This is a genomic window from Streptomyces sp. NPDC002499 (genome assembly GCF_053595415.1).
Window position 1 is genome coordinate 94344 of sequence record NZ_JBSFXO010000010.1, and the last position, 18261, is coordinate 112604.

Here is an 18261-nt window from a genome sequence, read left to right on the forward strand (position 1 = left end):
CGTGACTTCACTGACGGAACTGATCCCGGCGCCTCGCGCGGTCGAGGGTGCGGGGCGGTGCGGTTTCCCGTTCGAGTCGGACACCGCCCTGTGGGGCGAGCCCGGCACCGAGGGCACCCAGCGCTGGCTGCGGTCGACGCTCGGCGCCGCCCTCGGTCTGCCGTTGGCACCGGGGCGGGAGGGGGAGCCCAACACCGTTGCGCTGCGGCTCGACGAGACCCTGGCGCCGGAGGCGTACCGCCTTGAGGTGGTCGCCACGCTGGGTGTCACGATCACCGGCGGCAGCGCGGCCGGCGTGTTCTGGGGCGCCCAGACGCTGCGTCAGCTGCTGGGCCCCGCGGCCTTCCGGCGCGCGCCGATCGACCCCGGCACGACGTACGGCGTGCCCCACCAGACCATCGAGGACGCCCCGCGATTCGGCTGGCGTGGCCTCATGCTCGACGTCGCCCGGCACTTCATGCCCAAAGAAGGCGTGCTGCGCTACCTCGACCTGCTCGCCGCGCACAAACTCAACGTCTTCCACTTCCACTTGACGGACGACCAGGGCTGGCGCGTCGAGATCCAGCGGTACCCGAAACTGACGGAGACCGCGTCCTGGCGGTCCCGCACGAAATTCGGCCACCGCGCCTCGCCGCTGTGGGACGAGAAGCCGCACGGAGGCTTCTACACCCAGGACGACATCCGGGAGATCGTCGCGTACGCCGCCGAGCGGCATATCACCGTCGTCCCCGAAATCGACGTACCGGGCCACTCGCAGGCCGCCATCGCCGCGTACGCGGAACTCGGCAACACCGACGTCATCGACACCACCGCCCTCTCCGTCTGGGACACCTGGGGGGTCAATCCCAACGTACTGGCCCCCACTGACAACACTCTTGAGTTCTACGAGGGGGTGTTCGAGGAAGTGCTCGCGCTCTTCCCCTCGGAGTTCATCCACATCGGGGGTGACGAATGTCCCAAGGACCAGTGGCGGGAGTCGCACACCGCGCAGAACCGCATCAAGGAACTCGAGCTCGCGGACGAGGACGAGTTGCAGTCCTGGTTCGTCCGGCACTTCGACACGTGGCTGTCCGCGCGCGGGCGCCGGCTCATCGGCTGGGACGAGATCCTGGAGGGCGGCCTCGCCGAGGGCGCGGCGGTCTCCTCCTGGCGGGGCTACGGGGGCGGGATCGCCGCCGCGCGCGCGGGCCACGACGTCGTCATGTGCCCCGAGCAGTACGTGTACTTGGACCACCGTCAGCACGGCGGCCCCGACGAGCCCGTACCCATCGGGTTCGTGCGCACCCTGGAGGACGTCTACCGCTTCGAGCCCGTTCCGGCCGAGTTGACCCCCGAGGAGGCGCGGCACGTCCTCGGTACCCAGGCCAACGTGTGGACCGAGGTGATGGAGGATCAAGCGCGCGTGGACTACCAGACGTTCCCGCGGCTCGCGGCCTTCGCCGAGGTGGCCTGGAGCGCCCTGCCGGCCCCGGCGGAACGGGACTTCGCCGATTTCGAGCGCCGGATGACCACCCACTACGCGCGCCTCGACGCCCTGGGCGTCGCCTACCGCCCGCCGACCGGTCCGCTGCCGTGGCAGCGACGCCCCGGTGTGCTCGGCCGCCCGATCGAGGGGCTGCCGCCGCACAGGTAGCCCACCCCGCCGAACAACTGGGCACCCCTGCCGAACAGGTAGGGGAAAATCGTCGCAAGCATCACCGAAGAGTGCCAATTCGCACGCTCCGGTGATGCGGTGCGAAAACGGGTCATCTCGCTGGTGAGGGGGGCGAATGCCGCCTAGCGGACCCCTGTCTTCGGCCCCTGCGAAGATGTGCCAGAGTTGCCACGTCCGCCCTGTCAGCACGTACCGTACGGCAGCACAGGTGGGACCAGGTGGGGCAGCGGGAAGGGGCAGCCGGTTTGACCACGCAAGCACCGCAGTCGGCGCAGTCCGTCACGCTGCCCACGACGCTGGACGAAGCCGTGGCGGCCCTGTCCGCCATGCCCGCCGCCGTGCCCGTGGCCGGCGGCACCGACCTCATGGCCGCCGTCAACTCCGGGCAGCTCAGGCCCGCCGCGCTGGTCGGCCTCGGCCGCATCAGCGAGATCCGCGGCTGGCAGTACCAGGACGGCCACGCGCTGCTCGGCGCGGGACTCACGCACGCGCGTATGGGCCGCCCCGACTTCGCCGCCCTGATCCCGGCGCTGGCCGCCGCGGCCCGCGCCGCCGGTCCGCCGCAGATCCGCAACGCGGGCACCCTGGGCGGCAACATCGCCTCGGCCGCCCCCACCGGGGACGCGCTGCCCGTGCTGGCCGCCCTGGAGGCGACGCTGATCATCGCGGGTCCGGCCGGCGCCCGCCGGGAGATCCCGGTCTCGCACCTGCTGGCCGGCGTGGACATGCTGCGCGGCGGCGAACTCATCGGCTTCGTAAGGATGCCGCTGCTGCACGCGCCGCAGGTCTTCCTGAAGGCCACCGGACGGACCGGCCCCGGACGCGCCGTCGCGTCCGTCGCGGTCGTCCTGGACCCCGCCCGGCGCGGAGTGCGGTGCGCCGTCGGAGCCATAGCGCCGATGCCGCTGCGCCCGCTGGACGCCGAGCACTGGGTCGCCCGCCTCATCGACTGGGACAACGGCCGCACGATCGTCCCGGAGGCGCTCACCGCCTTCGGCGAGTACGTCGCCGCGGCCTGCATCCCCGACCCGGTCCCGGAGCCGGACGGGTCCGTGCAACCGCTTCCGCCCGCCGTACTGCATCTGCGGCGCACCGTCGCCGCGCTGGCCCGACGAGCACTGGGGAGGGCGCTGTCGTGACCGACGACCAGCACGGAGAAGGCGCCCCCCAGGGCGGCGGCCGCTGGAACCCGCTGCCCCAGGGCGACTACGACGACGGCGCCACCGCCTTCGTGAAACTCCCCGAGGGCGGCATCGAGGCGCTCCTGGCCTCCGCCGAGCCGCTGGCCGCGCCGGGGCACGGGTATGTGCCGCCGCAGATAGCGGCCACGCCCGGCTCGACCGACGCCGACCCCTCGGGGACCGGCGGTTGGGCGATGCCCGCGCCGGGCGAGGGCGCCCAGTGGCCCGACCCGAACAGCGTCCCGCAGGAGGGCGACCGGTTCGCGTACAACCCCGCGTCCACGCAGCAGTGGGCCTTCGAGGAGCCGCCCGGCGGCAGCGGGACCCCGCCGCACGGGACGGGACACCCCGGTCAGCCCGGCCAGGACGTGACCGGGCAGTGGTCGATTCCCGTCGCCGACGGTGATCTTCCGGACGAATCGGGCGAGTTCACCACGTCGTCCCTGGTCCAGCAGTGGGGCGGCACCCCGCCGGCCACCCTGCCCGGCGGCGCCGCCGCGCCCTGGGCGACGGACGGGACGGGGCAGCCGTGGGCGCAGGAGTCGGGCGCCCTCACCGACGAGTCGCCGGGAGTCGGCGAACCGCATGCCGCTGCCGGACACGCGGGCACGCGCCGCCCCTTGAGCATGCCGCCGCACTCCGACGAACCGGACGTCGACGACCACGCCGGAGCCCGGCAGGCGGCCGGCGCGCAGGACATCGCGCCTCGCACGGACGAACAGACGCCGGAGGCCTACGGGGAAGTCTCCGCCGTAGCCGCCTCACGGCCCCCTCACGGCCCCGGAGAGGCCGCAGCGGCGGCGAGAGTGTCCGAGGGCGCCCAGGAGGCCGCTGAGGCGCCTGAGAGGCCCGTGGAGCCCTTCGCCGGGTCCGCCCGGGACACCGCGAACGGACGGAGCGACACCGAGGCTCACGCCTCCGCCGGCTCCGACACCCGTGACGCGTCGGACGGTTCGGACACCGCGGTCCGCCCGGCGCCCGCCGGTCCCGTCGAGTCCGACGGCCACGAAGGCTCCGCCGACGACGGCCACGCGGTCTCCGAGGGCCACCCCGACACCTCGGCCGACGCCGCCCCGCCACCGCCTCCCGGCGAGGAACACCCCCTCGCCTCCTACGTCCTGCGCGTCAACGGCGCGGACCGGCCCGTCTCCGACGCCTGGGTCGGCGAATCGCTGCTCTACGTGCTGCGCGAGCGGCTCGGTCTCGCGGGCGCCAAGGACGGCTGCTCGCAGGGCGAGTGCGGGGCCTGCAACGTCCAGGTCGACGGACGGCTCGTCGCCTCCTGCCTGGTCCCCGCCGTGACCGCCGCGGGCTCCGAAGTACGCACCGTCGAAGGCCTCGCCGAGGACGGACAGCCCTCGGACGTGCAACGGGCGCTCGCCCGCTGCGGCGCCGTCCAGTGCGGCTTCTGCGTGCCCGGCATGGCGATGACGGTCCACGACCTCCTGGAGGGCAACCCGGCGCCGACCGAGCTGGAGGCCCGCCAGGCCCTGTGCGGCAACCTGTGCCGCTGCTCCGGCTACCGGGGCGTCCTGAACGCCGTCAAGGAGGTCGTCGCCGAACGCGAGGCGCACTCCGCCGGAGACTCGTCCGAACAGGACGGCGACGAGGCACGTATTCCTCACCAGGCGGGCCCGGGAGCCGGCGGGATCAACCCGTCCGCGTTCGAGCCCCACCGGGCGCACGACCAGGCGCACGGACAGGACGGAGGCCAGGCGTGACCAACGAAGCCGCCACCGCGACCAGCACCGCGGAGGCAGCCCCCGCCGCCGAGCCGATCCCGCACGGCCTCGGCTCCTCCCTGCCGGCGGCCGACGCGCGCGCGAAGACCGAGGGCACGTTCCCGTACGCGGCCGACCTGTGGGCCGAGGGCCTGCTGTGGGCCGCCGTACTGCGCTCCCCGCACCCGCACGCGCGCATCGTCTCCATCGACACCACCCACGCGCGGGAGATGCCCGGCGTACGGGCCGTCATCACCCACGAGGACGTCCCCGGCAGCGAGTTCTACGGGCGCGGCGAGGCCGACCGCCCGGTCTTCGCCTCCGAGGTCGTACGTCATCACGGCGAGCCCATCGCGGCCGTCGCCGCCGACCACCCCGACACCGCGCGCATGGCCGCCGCCGCGATCAGCGTCGAGTACGAGGTGCTCGACCCGGTGACCGACCCCGAGCAGGCCTTCGAGGCCGAACCGCTGCACCCCGACGGCAACCTGATCCGGCACATCCCGCTGCGCCACGGCGACCCCGACGCGGCCGGCGAGATCGTCGTCGAGGGCCTCTACCGCATCGGCCGCCAGGACCCCGCCCCCATCGGCGCCGAGGCCGGCCTCGCCGTGCCCCGCCCCGACGGTGGCGTCGAGCTGTACCTGGCCTCCACCGACCCGCACGGCGACCGCGACACGGCCGCCGCCTGCTACGGCCTCGAACCCGAGCGCGTGAAGATCGTCGTCACCGGTGTGCCCGGCGCCACCGCCGACCGCGAGGACCAGGGCTTCCAACTCCCGCTCGGCCTGCTCGCGTTGAAGACCGGCTGCCCGGTGAAACTCACCGCCACGCGCGAGGAGTCCTTCCTCGGCCACACCCACCGCCACCCCACCCTGCTGCGCTACCGCCACCACGCCGACGCCGAGGGCCGGCTGGTCAAGGTCGAGGCGCAGATCCTGCTCGACTCGGGCGCCTACGCCGACACCTCCGCGGAGGCCCTGGCCGCCGCCGTCGGCTTCGCCTGCGGCCCCTACGTCGTCCCGAACGCCTTCATCGAGGGCTGGGCCGTACGCACCAACAACCCGCCCTCCGGCCACGTACGCGGCGAGGGCGCCATGCAGGTGTGCGCCGCCTACGAGGCGCAGATGGACAAGCTGGCCAAGAGACTCGGCGTCGACCCGGCCGACCTGCGCATGCGCAACGTCATGGCCACCGGCGACGTGCTCCCGACCGGCCAGACGGTGACGTGCCCCGCGCCGGTCGCCGAACTCCTCCAGGCGGTACGGGACTTCCCGCTGCCCGCGCTCCCCAAGGACACCCCCGAGGACGAGTGGCTGCTGCCCGGCGGTCCCGAGGGCGCGGGCGAACCGGGCGCGGTGCGCCGGGGCGTGGGCTACGGCCTGGGCATGGTGCACGTGCTCGGCGCGGAGGGTGCCGACGAGGTCTCCACGGCGACCGTGAAGGTCCACGACGGCATCGCGACCGTGCTGTGCGCGGCGGTGGAGACCGGCCAGGGATTCACCACGCTCGCGCGCCAGATCGTCCAGGAGACCCTCGGTATCGACGAGGTGCACGTCGCGCCCGTGGACACCGACCAGCCGCCGGCCGGCCCGGGCTGCCGCGGCCGGCACACCTGGGTGTCGGGCGGTGCGGTGGAGCGCGCGGCCAAGATGGTCCGCACCCAGCTCCTGCAGCCGCTGGCGCACAAGTTCGGCATGTCCACGGAGCTGCTGCAGATCACCGACGGCAAGATCACGTCGTACGACGGAGTCCTGTCGACCACCGTCACCGAGGCGATGGACGGCAAGGAACTGTGGGCGACGGCCCAGTGCCGCCCGCACCCGACCGAGCCGCTCGGCGAGCACGGCCAGGGCGACGCCTTCGTCGGCATGGCGTTCTGCGCGATCCGCGCGGTCGTGGACGTCGACATCGAACTCGGCTCGGTACGCGTCGTGGAGCTGGCGCTCGCCCAGGACGTCGGCCGCGTGCTCAACCCGGCGCAGCTGACCGCCCGGATCGAGGCGGGCGTCACCCAGGGCGTGGGCATCGCGCTGACGGAGAACCTGCGTACCGCGCGCGGGCTGATCCGCCACCCAGACCTCACCGGCTACTCCCTGCCGACGGCCCTGGACACCCCCGACATCCGGATCGTCAAGCTCGTCGAGGAGCGCGACGTGGTCGCCCCCTTCGGCGCGAAGGCGGTCAGCGCGGCGCCCGTGGTCACCTCCCCGGCGGCCATCGCGTCCGCCGTACGGGCCGCGACGGGCCGCCCGGTGAACCGCCTGCCGATCCGCCCCCAGGCGGCCGTGGTCACGTCCCAGTGACCTCCTTGTAGTCGCTGTGCTGCGCGGGGTCGTCCTGATCACCGGCGTGATGGCGGCCGGCAAGTCGACGGTGGCGCAGGCGCTGGCGGAGCGCCTCCCGCGAGCGGCACACGTGCGTGGAGACGTCTTCCGGCGGATGATCGTGACGGGCCGCGAGGAGTACGAGCCCGGCGCCCGGGGCGGGGGAGAGGCCCAACTCCGGCTGCGGTACCGGCTGTCGGCGGCCACGGCGGACGCGTACGCGGAGGCCGGGTTCACGGCCGTGGTGCAGGACGTGATCCTGGGCGAGCGACTGGAGACGTACGTCGGCCTGGTGCGCACGAGGCCGCTCCACGTCGTCGTCCTGGCACCGGACGCGGATGCGGTCGCCGCACGCGAGGAGGGCCGCCCGAAGACCGGCTACGGCACGGCCTGGACGATCCCGGCCCTCGACGACGTACTGCGTACCCGCACACCCCGGATCGGCCTGTGGCTGGACAGTTCGGAGCTGACGGTGGGGCAGACGGTGGAGGCGATCATGGCGGGACGGGAACGGGCGAGGGTGTCCTGAACGTCCTGTGATCCGGTGGATGCGGCTCGGGGGCCGTTGTCAGTGGCTGGGCGTAGTGTTCTGGGCAGTGGGGAACGGGCGGCCGACGCATCCGTCCGACGGCCGCCTGTGCGGGGGCTGTGAGCGGGAACATTCCGGGGGAACGGGACGATGAGCACGACCGATGTCGCCACACCGGCGATCACCTTGACCGAGGATCAGCTCGATCCGTACGTGACGCACGGGCCGACGCGCGACTGGCTGACGGGGCCCGGACTGCCGGGCGACAGCGGCCTGTTCAGCTTCCTGGATCTCAGCCGGGAGGGCCTGCGCACGGTAGGGGACGCGACGGCCGACCCGGACGCCCGGGACGCCCGGGACGCCCGGGACGACCGCCTGGCGGCGGAGCTGCGCGACCAGTTGGTGATAGGCGCGTTGCTGGGCCCGGCGGGCCTGGAGACGGAATCCCTCCTCCTGGACGGCGCGACGGGCGAGATCGCGACGACGTACTTCCTCCCGGACCGCCCCGACCTGATGGACGCGCGCCCGCTGGCCCCCTCGCTGCGGACGCTGATGCGCTGCGCCACGGCGGCGGACGAACTGGCGGGATTCCGCGGTCGGTTCGCCTCCTACGCCGGCCGCTTCGGCCCGAAGGTGGCGACGGAGGCGTCCCGACAGCTGCTGGCGCTCTTCGAGGAGGGCGAGGACAGCGAGGGGGGCACCGACGGCGAGATGGCGCCGTTCTGGAAGATGGCGGCCCTGATCCGCCCGCTGTCCCTGGTGGCGGGCCCCGGCACGACCTCCGGCCTGGCCCTCGACCTCCCGGCCCGCCTCCTGGACGAGGAGTTCGGGCAGGGCAAGGTGGCCCGCTTCGAGGACCTCGACTTCCCGGCGACCCTCACCCACGTCCCGACCCGCCGCTTCCTGCGCGAACGGGGCCTGCCGGAGGACGGCTTCCTCTTCTCCCTGGACACGGACGTCCCGCTCCAGACCCTCGCCGAGTACTACGAGGACAACCGCGCCGACACCCCCCAAGGCCAACTCCCGCCCCGGGCGGCCGACTTGATACGCCTCGGCCACCTCATCGAGGACAACAGCCTGGTCGTGGACGGCGCGACGGGCGCGGTCCTCAACTGGAGCGAGCCGGACGCCACGCTGTACCCGCTCAACACGGACGTCTCCACCCTGGCCTTCACCCTCTGGCTCCTCCACCGAGAGAAGACGATCGACGACGGCCTGTCGGGCGAACTGACGAGCAGGGCGTACGACCAGCTGGCATCGACGATGCTCCAGACGCTGGCGACGGTCGATCCGACGGGGGTGGATGTGGGGGCCGGCCACCATTACTGGACGGAGACGTTTCAGGATGAGGCGGGTGGGGTGCTCTGAAGAGGGTTGGGCGGGCCTGAGGCCGCGCGCGATTCGCCGCACTGCACCGCTTCTGGCGATCCGTGGTCGGGTTAAGCGCTGATGGAGGCCGATCCGGGTTCTCCCGAACGAGCATGGCCGTAGCCCGTCGCACCGTCGGGACTGGGCTGAATGGAAGATTCTGTTGGCCGAGGCGAAAGTGTGTGACGGGCGTCTACACGACGCGCGCCACATAGCCGCCACGGTACTGCTAATTCTGGGTGTCCCGGAGCGTGCAGTTATAGGCCTCATGGGGTGGTCGACGACCGCGATGGCCGTTCGATATCAGCACACGATCGATGCTGTTAGGGCTGACGTTGCGAAGCAGGTAAACGGAATCACCTGGGAGCGGGATTAACTTTACTCAATGAACGGCAGTGGTTTCGTGTTGCCTGACTGCCTCCTGAAGTTTGGGGGCAGTCAGGCAATCATGGGGATTGCAGGAAGCGAGTGACTGCTGGGTCAGTAACGGGTCGACTCTCCTGGCTCATTTAGTCTTTTTGGTAGATGGTCGGGGTATGAGGCTGCGTGCAGATGTAGTCTCCGAGGTTAACAATCCTGCGAGACTGGGGGAGTTGCGCAAGTGAAGAGCGTAGCCCACTGGGCAAGTGGCGTAGCGATACATGCGGTGTCCGTTGCCTATTCCATTGCTTCGCGACGTACATCGAATGGGACTAGGGAAACAGGAGCTCCGGCAGAGACGTTCGTGATTTCTGGTAGGCGTGAAACTGGCCAATTCTCGGAATGGATTGGTGACGATGTTCGCCATCTCGATAATCTGCGAAGTGATGTCGAAGTGGTTCGAGGAATTACTGTTGCGAGGACGGTAGAACGGCAGTTTCAAGTGGTTACTGAGAAGAGTTCTGTGATTGAGGGCACTCTCAAGGCGTCCGGTACTCTTGTTGGTGTTTCGACTGAAATTGAAAGTCGTGTCGAGCGGGCTCACGCGGATTCGATATCGAAATCTCTAATGTTGACTCATAGCGTTGAGGAATACGTAGAGTATGTGGTCAATCCTCGCTCGGAAATCACCGTCACCCTTCAGTGGAAGCGGTTGTGGCAGCGTGGGGAGTACACGCTCGACGGATGCTTCGGGACGGTTCTTGCCGTGCCTTACCAAGAGTCGATTGGCTTGAGCTTCGATGTCGCCGTATCTGGCTCATGAGTCGTTGACACCCTGGATTAGCGAGTCCTTCTCAACGGAGTGAGCCGCCGACTGAGACGGGAACTGAGGCGGACCACCGCAAAGGGCGGCACCCTCGGAGGGCGCCGCCCTTTCGTTTTGCCTGTTCAGGCACTGGAGGCCGTGGCGGGAATCGAACCCACGTAACTCGCTTTGCAGGCGAGTCCCTAAACCACTCGGGCACACGGCCGTGTTCGTGGGATCAAGGTAGGGCGGGGTGGGGGAGGGGTTCAAGGGGATCGCGAGGGCTGCAACGGGACTGCCATACGCCGTTCATGAACCGAGGTGTGGGGCTGAGGGTGTACGACCAAGGTCCCGGGCCGAGTGGGACTCGGGACAGGGGTCAAACCCCGTTGTGGGTCTTACGCTGACGGCCATGACCGTCCTTGAGCCGCGTGATGCCGATGTCGTGGAGGAAGCCGTAAGCAGTCCTGATGGTGGCGTGCTGAGTCGGTCCTACCGGGCGCTCAGCGTGGGGATCGTCTCCGTCGTGCTGCTGATCGCCTTTGAGGCGACCGCCGTTGCCACGGCGATGCCTGTCGCCGCGCGGGAGTTGGACGGGGTGGCGTTGTACGCGTTCGCCTTCTCCGGGTACTTCACGACCAGTTTGTTCGGCATGGTGCTCGCCGGGCAGTGGAGCGATCGGCGGGGGCCGCTCGGGGCGTTGACCACGGGGATCGGGGCGTTCGCCGTCGGGCTGGTGGTGGCGGGGACCGCCGGGGCGATGTGGGTGTTCATTCTCGGGCGGGCCGTGCAGGGGCTGGGGGGCGGGCTGGTCATCGTTGCCCTGTATGTGGTTGTGGGGCGGGCCTATCCCGAGCGGTTGCGGCCGGCCATCATGGCGGCGTTCGCCGCGGGGTGGGTCGTGCCCTCCATCGTCGGGCCGCTTGCTTCGGGGGCCGTGACCGAGCACCTCGGGTGGCGGTGGGTCTTCCTCGGGATACCGGTGCTGGTCGTGCTGCCCTTGGCGCTCGCGCTGCCGCAGATACGGCTGCGGGCGGCCGGGGCTGTGGACGGCGGCGCGTCCGGGGCCGTGGACGGCGGCGCGGCCGGGTCCGCCGCCGGGTCCGCCGCCAAGGCCGCCTCCTTCGACCGGCGGCGGATTCGGCTCGCCCTCGGGATCTCCCTCGGGGCCGGGCTTCTTCAGTACGCCGCTCAGGATCTGCGCTGGATCTCGTTGCTGCCCGGCGCCGTGGGGGTCGCGCTGCTCGTGCCGGCCGTGCTCGGGCTGCTTCCGCGCGGTACCTACCGGGCGGCGCGCGGGCTGCCGTCGGTGGTGTTGTTGCGCGGGGTGGCCGCGGGGTCCTTCATCAGCGCCGAGTCCTTCGTGCCGTTGATGCTGGTCACCCAGCGGGGGTTGTCGCCGACGTTGGCCGGGTTCTCACTCGCGGCGGGCGGGGCGACCTGGGCGCTGGGGTCGTGGGTGCAGGCGCGGGCCCGGGTGGAGCCGTACCGGGAACGTCTGATGGGGGCCGGGATGGTGCTGGTCGCCGCGGCCATCGCGACCGCGCCCAGCGTGCTGATCCACTCCGTGCCGGTCTGGACCGTCGCCGTCGCCTGGGGGTTCGGCTGTTTCGGGATGGGGCTGGTCACCTCCTCCAGCAGCGTTCTGCTGCTCAAGCTGTCCGCGCCGGAGGAGGCCGGTACGAATTCCGCTTCCCTCCAGATCTCCGACGGGCTGTCGAACGTCGTGCTGCTGTCGGCGGGCGGGGCGGCCTTCGCCGCGCTGGGCGGGGGCACGGTGGCTCATGCGGCGACTGCCGCGGACGGGCCTCATCCGGCTGCCTTCGCCGCGGTCTTTCTGCCGATGGCGGGGGTGGCGTTGGTGGGGGCGTGGGTGACTACGAGGCTGCAGGCCGCACCCTGATTGGTACCAATTTGGCCCCACCCGGTGGTACCGTTTTGGTATGGCTATGAACCTGCGTCTTCGTGACGACCAGACGGAAGCCCTGAAGCTGCGCGCCGAGGAGGAGGGCGTCAGTATGCACGCGATACTGCTGCGGGCCGTGGACGACTATCTGGCCAGGACGGCGCACGAGGCGCTGGTCCGCAAGGCTGCCAAGGAGCAGACCGTCAAGTGGGCGGAGCTCCTGGAGCGGCTCAAGTGACGTTCATCTATCTCTCGGCCGAGGACGTCCTGGCCATCGCTGAGCGGGCTGTGGACGATCAGACCGTTGTCGTGCGTGACGCGGGTCTGCTGGAGTCGGCCGTGCACCGCCCCTCGGCCTCGATGTTCGGGCAGGAGGCCTACACCGACCTGTTCGACAAGGCGGCGGCGCTCCTGCAGTCGCTGGCCATCAACCACCCCTTTCTCGACGGGAACAAGCGCACTGCGTGGGTGTCCTGCGTCGTTTTCCTGGCCATGAACGATGTGCAGTTGCGGCCGGACATCGACGCTGCCGAGCGTCTGGTCATCGCCGTGGCGGCGGGCTCCATGGAGGAGGTCAAGGACATCGCCGAGGGGTTGCGGGCCCTGGCCGAACAACCGATGTGACGTCGATCCCACCCACGGCCGTCCGGCGTCGTCCTCCGTTGACACCGCCGGCCCGCCGGTAGGGTGGCCCGGTTGTCATACACGTAGCCCCTCACGTAGTCCCTTGTACGCAGCTGAGCCGCCCGACCCCTCTACGGAGACCGTGACTACCACCGCCGCTTCCTCCTCGCACAGCCATCACCTCTCCCCGGCCTTTCCCGGCCGGGCCCCCTGGGGTACCGCAGGCAAACTGCGTGCCTGGCAGCAAGGGGCCATGGAGAGGTACGTCCAGGAACAGCCGCGTGACTTTCTCGCGGTCGCGACGCCCGGCGCCGGCAAGACGACCTTCGCGCTCACCCTCGCCTCCTGGTTGCTGCACCATCACGTCGTGCAGCAGGTGACCGTGGTCGCGCCGACCGAGCATCTGAAGAAGCAGTGGGCGGAGGCGGCCGCGCGGATAGGGATCAAGCTGGATCCCGAGTACAGCGCGGGGCCGCTCGGCAAGGACTACCAGGGCGTCGCCGTCACCTACGCCGGCGTCGGCGTGCGGCCCATGCTGCACCGCAACCGGGTCGAGCAGCGCAAGACGCTGGTCATCCTCGACGAGATCCACCACGCCGGTGACTCCAAGTCCTGGGGTGAGGCGTGCCTGGAAGCCTTCGAGCCGGCCACCCGGCGGCTCGCGCTCACCGGTACGCCCTTCCGGTCCGACACCAACCCCATCCCCTTCGTCACGTACGAAGAAGGCAACGACGGGATCCGGCGGTCCTCCGCGGACTACACGTACGGGTACGGGTCCGCGCTCTCCGACGGGGTCGTCCGGCCCGTCATCTTCCTCTCCTACAGCGGCAACATGCGCTGGCGGACCAAGGCCGGTGACGAGATCGCCGCGCGGCTCGGTGAGCCGATGACCAAGGACGCCATCAGCCAGGCCTGGCGTACGGCGCTGGATCCGCGCGGCGAGTGGATGCCGAGTGTGCTGCGCGCCGCCGACCAGCGGCTGACGGAGGTCCGGAAGGGCATCCCGGACGCCGGCGCCCTCGTCATCGCCACCGACCAGGAACAGGCGCGCGCCTACGCCAAGTTGATCCGCGAGATCACCGGGTCCAAGGCGACCGTCGTCCTGTCCGACGACTCCGGCGCGTCCGCGCGCATCGACAAGTTCAGTGCGGGCGACGACCGTTGGATGGTCGCGGTGCGCATGGTGTCGGAAGGTGTCGACGTACCCCGGCTCGCGGTCGGGGTCTACGCCACCACCATCTCGACGCCCCTCTTCTTCGCCCAGGCCGTCGGACGCTTCGTACGGTCCCGGCGGCGCGGCGAGACCGCCTCGGTCTTCCTCCCCACCGTCCCCGACCTCCTCACCTTCGCCAACGAGATGGAGGTCGAGCGCGACCACGCCCTCGACAAGCCCAAGAAGGAGGGCGAGGAGGACCCGTACGCCGAATCCGAGAAGGAGATGGAGGAGGCGAACCGGGAGGAGGACGAGGACACCGGGGAGCAGGAGCAGTTCTCCTTCGAGGCGCTGGAGTCCGACGCCGTCTTCGACCGGGTGCTCTACGACGGTGCCGAGTTCGGCATGCAGGCGCACCCGGGGAGCGAGGAGGAGCAGGACTACCTCGGTATCCCCGGGCTCCTCGAACCCGACCAGGTGCAGATGCTGCTCCAGAAGCGGCAGGCCCGGCAGATCGCGCACAGCCGCAAGAAGCCGGACTCCGAGGCCGACCTCCTCGAGATGCCGGCCGAGCGGCGGCCCGTCGTCTCGCACAAGGAGATGATGGAGCTGAGGAAGCAGCTCAACACCATGGTCTCCGCGTACGTCCACCAGACCGGCAAACCGCACGGCGTCATCCACACCGAGCTGCGCCGCACCTGCGGCGGGCCGCCGAGCGCCGAGGCCACGGCCGGGCAGCTGCGGCAGCGGATCGCCAAGGTCCAGGAGTGGGCCACGCGGATGAAGTGACCCTCCGTCGCGACGGCGGAGGGCGGGGTGGGCGGGCGCCCGGCTCCGGTGCGGCCGCCGGGCTCCGGTGCGGGCGGCCTGCGGCCCCCTGAATCCGGTGCCGGCCGACACCTGAATTCGGTGCCTTGACGTCTCGTATCAGGACAAACGTAGGTACTCCCGCCCTACCGGTGCCCGGATTCTGGACGGAGCCTTCCGCTGAGCGAACCCGCTTCGCTACTGTCCCGCTACGCACACGCCCCGTGGCAGCGCCGCCGCGGAGCGCAGCCGTGAAGCGACGCGGTCCGGAGCGCCGGACCGCCGGCCGACCGGCGGCCTCTGAAGCGCGTCACTGACGGGACTCGGTGACGCAACCGCCGCGATGAGAGCCGCCGACCTCACCACTTGGAGGAGTGGGCGTCGTGACCGCGGAGACCTCTCAGACGCTCGACCGGGGACTGCGTGTCCTCAAGCTGCTGGCCGACACCGACCACGGGCTGACCGTCACCGAGCTTTCCCATCGACTGGGGGTGAACCGGACCGTCGTGTACCGGTTGCTCGCCACACTGGAACAACACGCGCTCGTACGCCGGGACTTGGGCGGTCGCGCCCGGGTCGGACTCGGCGTACTGCGCCTGGGCCGGCAGGTGCATCCCCTCGTACGAGAGGCCGCACTGCCCGCGCTCAGGTCGCTGGCCGAGGACATCGGGGCGACCGCGCATCTGACGTTGGTGGACGGCGCGGACGCGCTGGCCGTGGCTGTCGTCGAACCGACCTGGACGGACTATCACGTCGCCTATCGGGCCGGGTTCCGGCATCCGCTGGACCGGGGGGCCGCCGGCCGGGCGATCCTCTCCGCGCGGTCGCAGCCGCTGGGGGAGCCGGGGTACACGCTGACGCACGGGGAGTTGGAGGCGGGGGCGAGTGGAGCCGCCGCGCCCTTGATCGGGGTGACGGGGGTGGAGGGCAGCGTCGGGGTGGTGATGCTGGCGGACGCGGTGCCGGAGCGGGTGGGACCGAGGGTCGTCGACGCAGCGCGAGAGGTCGCGGAGGCGCTGCGCTGAGCCGCGGCTCGGCTTTCGTACCGGCGTTTCGTGGATGCCGGTGTTGATGGCGCCGTCTGGGGGCTGCCGCCCCCGGCCCCCGCTTTCGGCCTGAACGGCCTCGTCCTCAAACGCCGGACGGGCTGAAATATGCTCACCGTCCCCCAGGCCCGCCCACCACCTGGCCTGAAGTCACTCTCACGTTAGATTGACCCCGTGCTCTCTCGCCTCACGCGCCCCCAAGCCGTCGCCGTCTGTGCTCTGCCCGTCGTGGCCCTGATCGCCACGGCGGTCTTCGCGCCGTTGCCGTTCTCGCTGACGCAGCCGGGGATGACGGCGAACGTGCTCGGCGAGAACAAGGGCACCCCGGTAATCACGGTCACGGGCGCGTCGACCCGGACGACGACCGGGCAGCTGCGCATGACGACGATCGAGGCGACCAATCCGGACACGCACGTCTCGCTGAGCCAGGTGCTCGACGCGTGGTTCGCCACGGACCGGGCGGTCATGCCGCGGGACTCGGTCTATCCGAGCGGGCAGAGCACCAAGGAGATCGAGGCGCACAACACCGAGCAGATGGAGCAGTCCCAGGACGCGGCGACGCAGGCGGCGCTGAACTACCTCGACCTGAGCGACAAGAAGGTCAAGGTCACCCTCAAGCTCGCGGACGTCGGCGGGCCCAGCGCGGGGCTGCTCTTCACGCTCGGCATCATCGACAAACTCGACGGCGACGGCAACGGCGGCGACCTCACGGGTGGCCGCACCATCGCCGGTACGGGGACCATCACTGAGGACGGGACGGTCGGCGCGGTCGGTGGCGTGGCCCTGAAGACGCAGGCCGCGCGGCGCGACGGGGCGACGGTGTTCCTCGTGCCCAAGGACGAGTGCGCCGACGCCAAGTCCGAACTGCCCAAGGGGCTGCGGCTGGTCCCGGTGACCGACCTCAAGGGCGCGGTGAAGGCGTTGGTGACGTCGGAGGCGGGGAAGGGAACCGTCCCCAGCTGCTAGACGGCGGTCGGCTATACGGCCGGTACGGGCTTGGGCGCGGCGGCCAGTCGCAGGCCGACCTCGACCAGGGTCCAGCCCACGCGGGTACGGATGTTGCGGGGGCGCTTCGCTTGACTGACCAGGTGGTGTTCGGCGGCCTGGGCCTGGAGTTCGGCGGCGCGCAGGCGGTGCAGGGCGAGATGGGTCTCGGGGTGCATCGGGCTCGGCCTCTCAGTCCGTGGTGAAGGGGAAGGCGTGCGTGTGGACGCGGACCGTCTGCGCGTCGGGGTGGTCCTCGGCCTCGGGAAGATCCCGGTAGCTGTCCACGAGGGCGTGCATCTTCTCGACGAGTTCATGGGTGAGTTCCGGGGTGAGCCGGAGCGTCATGCTGCTCATGTCGGTGCTGCGGGCCCATTCCGCCGACCAGTCCTCGCGGGTGCCGAGCCAGGTCGACACCTCTCGGGCCTGGGTCGTCGCCACCTCGTGCAGATAGAGGTCCGCGGCCCCGCGTACGGCCGCGCTGGTGTCGTCGAGGAGTGAGTCGTCGAAGACCAGGCCCTGGACGGCGGCCCGCCACCAGCGCTCGCGTCCCTTGCCCCGCTCGGGAGCGTCCTCGACGAAGCCGTGCGCGGCGAGCTGCCGCAGGTGGTAGCTGGTCGCACCGCTCGACTCGCCCAGTTTCTCAGCGAGTTGGGAGGCGGTGGCCGGTCCGCCGAAGCGCAGGGCGTCGAGCAACTGCATGCGCAGCGGATGGGCCAGTCCCCTGAGCGAACGGGCGTCCAGATGGCGGACGTCGGGCTGTGCGGGCTCCGTCATGCGTACCAAGGTAGACTTGCAAAGGATGCTTTGCAAGGGGTTCTTTGCATCGACTTCTTTGTAAGTCCCGCCCCCGCGCGGTCACTTCACAAACCCCTCCGCCTTCATCCAGTCCAACGCCACCTGATGCGGATCCTCCCCGTCCACATCCACCTTCGCGTTCAGCGACTGCGCCACCGTGTTGTTCAGCTTCTTCGTGATCGGTTCGAGGATCTCGGCGATCGCCGGATACTTCTCCAGGGCCTTGGAGTTGATCTCCGGAGCCACGTTGTAGTTGGGGAAGAACTTCCGGTCGTCCCGCATCACCGCGAGGTTCATGGACCTGATGCGGCCGTCGGTCGTGAAGACCTCGCCGTAGGTGCAACTGCCCTTCGCCACCTGGGTGTAGATGATCCCGGTGTCCATCTGCGTGATGTTCTTCGCGGGCAGGCTCATCCCGTACGCCTTCTCCATCCCCGGCAGCCCGTCCGCCCGGTTGGCGAACTCGCTCTCCACGCAGACGCTGACCGCCCCCGGGTCCGACTTCGACAGCGCCGCCACGTCCGACAGGGTCTTCGTGCCGTACTTCTTGTAGTGGGACTGGTTCATCGCCAGCGCGTAGGTGTTGTTCAGGGCGGACGGCGGCAGCCAGGTCAGCCCGTTCTTGAGGTCCGCGTCGTGCACGGCCTGCCACTGCTGCTCCGGGTCGGTGATCGGCTTGCTGTTGCCCTGGTACGTGATCCACGCCGTGCCCGTGTACTCGTACATGCCGTCCGCGTCCCCGCTCTTGACGGCCTCCCGCGCGCCGATGGAGCCCTGGATGCCCGTCCGGTCCAGGACATCCGCGCCGGCCGCCTCGAACGCGATCCCCATCATCGCGCCGAGGATCAGCTGCTCGGTGAACTCCTTCGAGGTGACGGTGAGATGGGCGCCCTTGAGGGGCTCGCCCTTGCCGACGGAGCCGGGGGAGACGTCGTCGACCATGGGGGAGCCGCTGGTCAGACCGCACCCGGAGGCCAGCAGCGCCAGCATCCCGGCCG

16 protein-coding genes, 1 tRNA gene and 1 pseudogene are annotated in these 18261 nt (G+C 70.5%); 14 read left to right on the forward strand and 4 right to left on the reverse strand.

Annotated features, from left to right (window positions below; all coding sequences use genetic code 11):
* Window position 1 precedes the first annotated feature (1 nt).
* From ACWD5F_RS28000 to ACWD5F_RS28035, 8 genes and pseudogenes are all read left to right on the forward strand, one after another.
* A complete protein-coding gene (locus tag ACWD5F_RS28000; protein ID WP_451258400.1) occupies window positions 2-1633 on the forward strand; it encodes a beta-N-acetylhexosaminidase in 1632 nt (543 codons plus the stop codon).
* A gap of 266 nt (window positions 1634-1899) precedes the next feature.
* Entirely contained in the window at window positions 1900-2793 is an 894-nt protein-coding gene (locus tag ACWD5F_RS28005) for an FAD binding domain-containing protein (RefSeq protein WP_124000315.1), read from the forward strand.
* Complete coding sequence (locus ACWD5F_RS28010) at window positions 2790-4556, forward strand: 2Fe-2S iron-sulfur cluster-binding protein (protein WP_451258403.1); 1767 nt, start codon at window positions 2790-2792, stop codon at window positions 4554-4556. Before ACWD5F_RS28005 ends, ACWD5F_RS28010 begins: the two co-directional genes overlap by 4 nt.
* A complete protein-coding gene (locus ACWD5F_RS28015) occupies window positions 4553-6862 on the forward strand; it encodes a xanthine dehydrogenase family protein molybdopterin-binding subunit (RefSeq protein WP_401727069.1) in 2310 nt (769 codons plus the stop codon). Before ACWD5F_RS28010 ends, ACWD5F_RS28015 begins: the two co-directional genes overlap by 4 nt.
* Window positions 6863-6881: 19 nt before the next feature.
* Complete coding sequence (locus ACWD5F_RS28020; RefSeq protein WP_451258910.1) at window positions 6882-7412, forward strand: AAA family ATPase; 531 nt, start codon at window positions 6882-6884, stop codon at window positions 7410-7412.
* A 150-nt stretch (window positions 7413-7562) separates the two neighbouring features.
* Window positions 7563-8780 carry an SUKH-4 family immunity protein gene (locus ACWD5F_RS28025; protein WP_451258405.1) on the forward strand — a complete coding sequence of 406 codons (1218 nt, stop codon included), beginning with the start codon at window positions 7563-7565 and terminating at the stop codon, window positions 8778-8780.
* A 97-nt stretch (window positions 8781-8877) separates the two neighbouring features.
* A pseudogene (locus ACWD5F_RS28030) lies at window positions 8878-9156 on the forward strand (tyrosine-type recombinase/integrase); the annotation flags it as partial.
* 225 nt (window positions 9157-9381) lie between these two features.
* A complete protein-coding gene (locus ACWD5F_RS28035; RefSeq protein WP_451258407.1) occupies window positions 9382-9963 on the forward strand; it encodes a hypothetical protein in 582 nt (193 codons plus the stop codon).
* Window positions 9964-10096: 133 nt separating this feature from the next.
* Here ACWD5F_RS28035 and ACWD5F_RS28040 read toward each other — a convergent pair.
* Window positions 10097-10171: transfer RNA gene (locus ACWD5F_RS28040), tRNA-Cys, on the reverse strand.
* 186 nt (window positions 10172-10357) lie between these two features.
* Between ACWD5F_RS28040 and ACWD5F_RS28045 the strand changes: the two genes are divergently transcribed.
* The 6 genes from ACWD5F_RS28045 to ACWD5F_RS28070 all read left to right on the forward strand — a co-directional run bounded on the left by ACWD5F_RS28045 (window position 10358) and on the right by ACWD5F_RS28070 (window position 16447).
* Entirely contained in the window at window positions 10358-11848 is a 1491-nt protein-coding gene (locus ACWD5F_RS28045) for an MFS transporter (RefSeq protein WP_451258408.1), read from the forward strand.
* A gap of 40 nt (window positions 11849-11888) precedes the next feature.
* Window positions 11889-12089, forward strand: coding sequence for a ribbon-helix-helix protein, CopG family (locus tag ACWD5F_RS28050; protein WP_196462387.1), 201 nt, complete (start codon window positions 11889-11891; stop codon window positions 12087-12089).
* Entirely contained in the window at window positions 12086-12475 is a 390-nt protein-coding gene (locus ACWD5F_RS28055; RefSeq protein ID WP_451258410.1) for a type II toxin-antitoxin system death-on-curing family toxin, read from the forward strand. Before ACWD5F_RS28050 ends, ACWD5F_RS28055 begins: the two co-directional genes overlap by 4 nt.
* A gap of 142 nt (window positions 12476-12617) precedes the next feature.
* The gene (locus ACWD5F_RS28060) at window positions 12618-14417 is read left to right on the forward strand and encodes a DEAD/DEAH box helicase (RefSeq protein WP_401727060.1); all 1800 of its coding nucleotides are present in this window, start codon (window positions 12618-12620) and stop codon (window positions 14415-14417) included.
* A gap of 401 nt (window positions 14418-14818) precedes the next feature.
* Window positions 14819-15460 (forward strand): IclR family transcriptional regulator, encoded by a 642-nt coding sequence (locus ACWD5F_RS28065; protein WP_124000305.1) that lies wholly within the window; start codon window positions 14819-14821, stop codon window positions 15458-15460.
* A gap of 195 nt (window positions 15461-15655) precedes the next feature.
* Window positions 15656-16447: a S16 family serine protease gene (locus ACWD5F_RS28070; protein ID WP_451258413.1), complete on the forward strand. Its 792-nt coding sequence runs from the start codon at window positions 15656-15658 to the stop codon at window positions 16445-16447.
* Window positions 16448-16458: 11 nt separating this feature from the next.
* Here the strand turns inward: ACWD5F_RS28070 and ACWD5F_RS28075 are convergent, their stop codons facing one another.
* From ACWD5F_RS28075 to ACWD5F_RS28085, 3 genes are all read right to left on the reverse strand, one after another.
* A complete protein-coding gene (locus tag ACWD5F_RS28075) occupies window positions 16459-16644 on the reverse strand; it encodes a hypothetical protein (protein WP_451258415.1) in 186 nt (61 codons plus the stop codon).
* 13 nt (window positions 16645-16657) lie between these two features.
* On the reverse strand, window positions 16658-17242 hold the full coding sequence (locus ACWD5F_RS28080; protein ID WP_451258417.1) for an ArsR/SmtB family transcription factor: 585 nt from the start codon (window positions 17240-17242) through the stop codon (window positions 16658-16660).
* Window positions 17243-17323: 81 nt separating this feature from the next.
* Complete coding sequence (locus ACWD5F_RS28085; RefSeq protein ID WP_451258912.1) at window positions 17324-18253, reverse strand: glycine betaine ABC transporter substrate-binding protein; 930 nt, start codon at window positions 18251-18253, stop codon at window positions 17324-17326.
* Window positions 18254-18261: the final 8 nt, after the last annotated feature.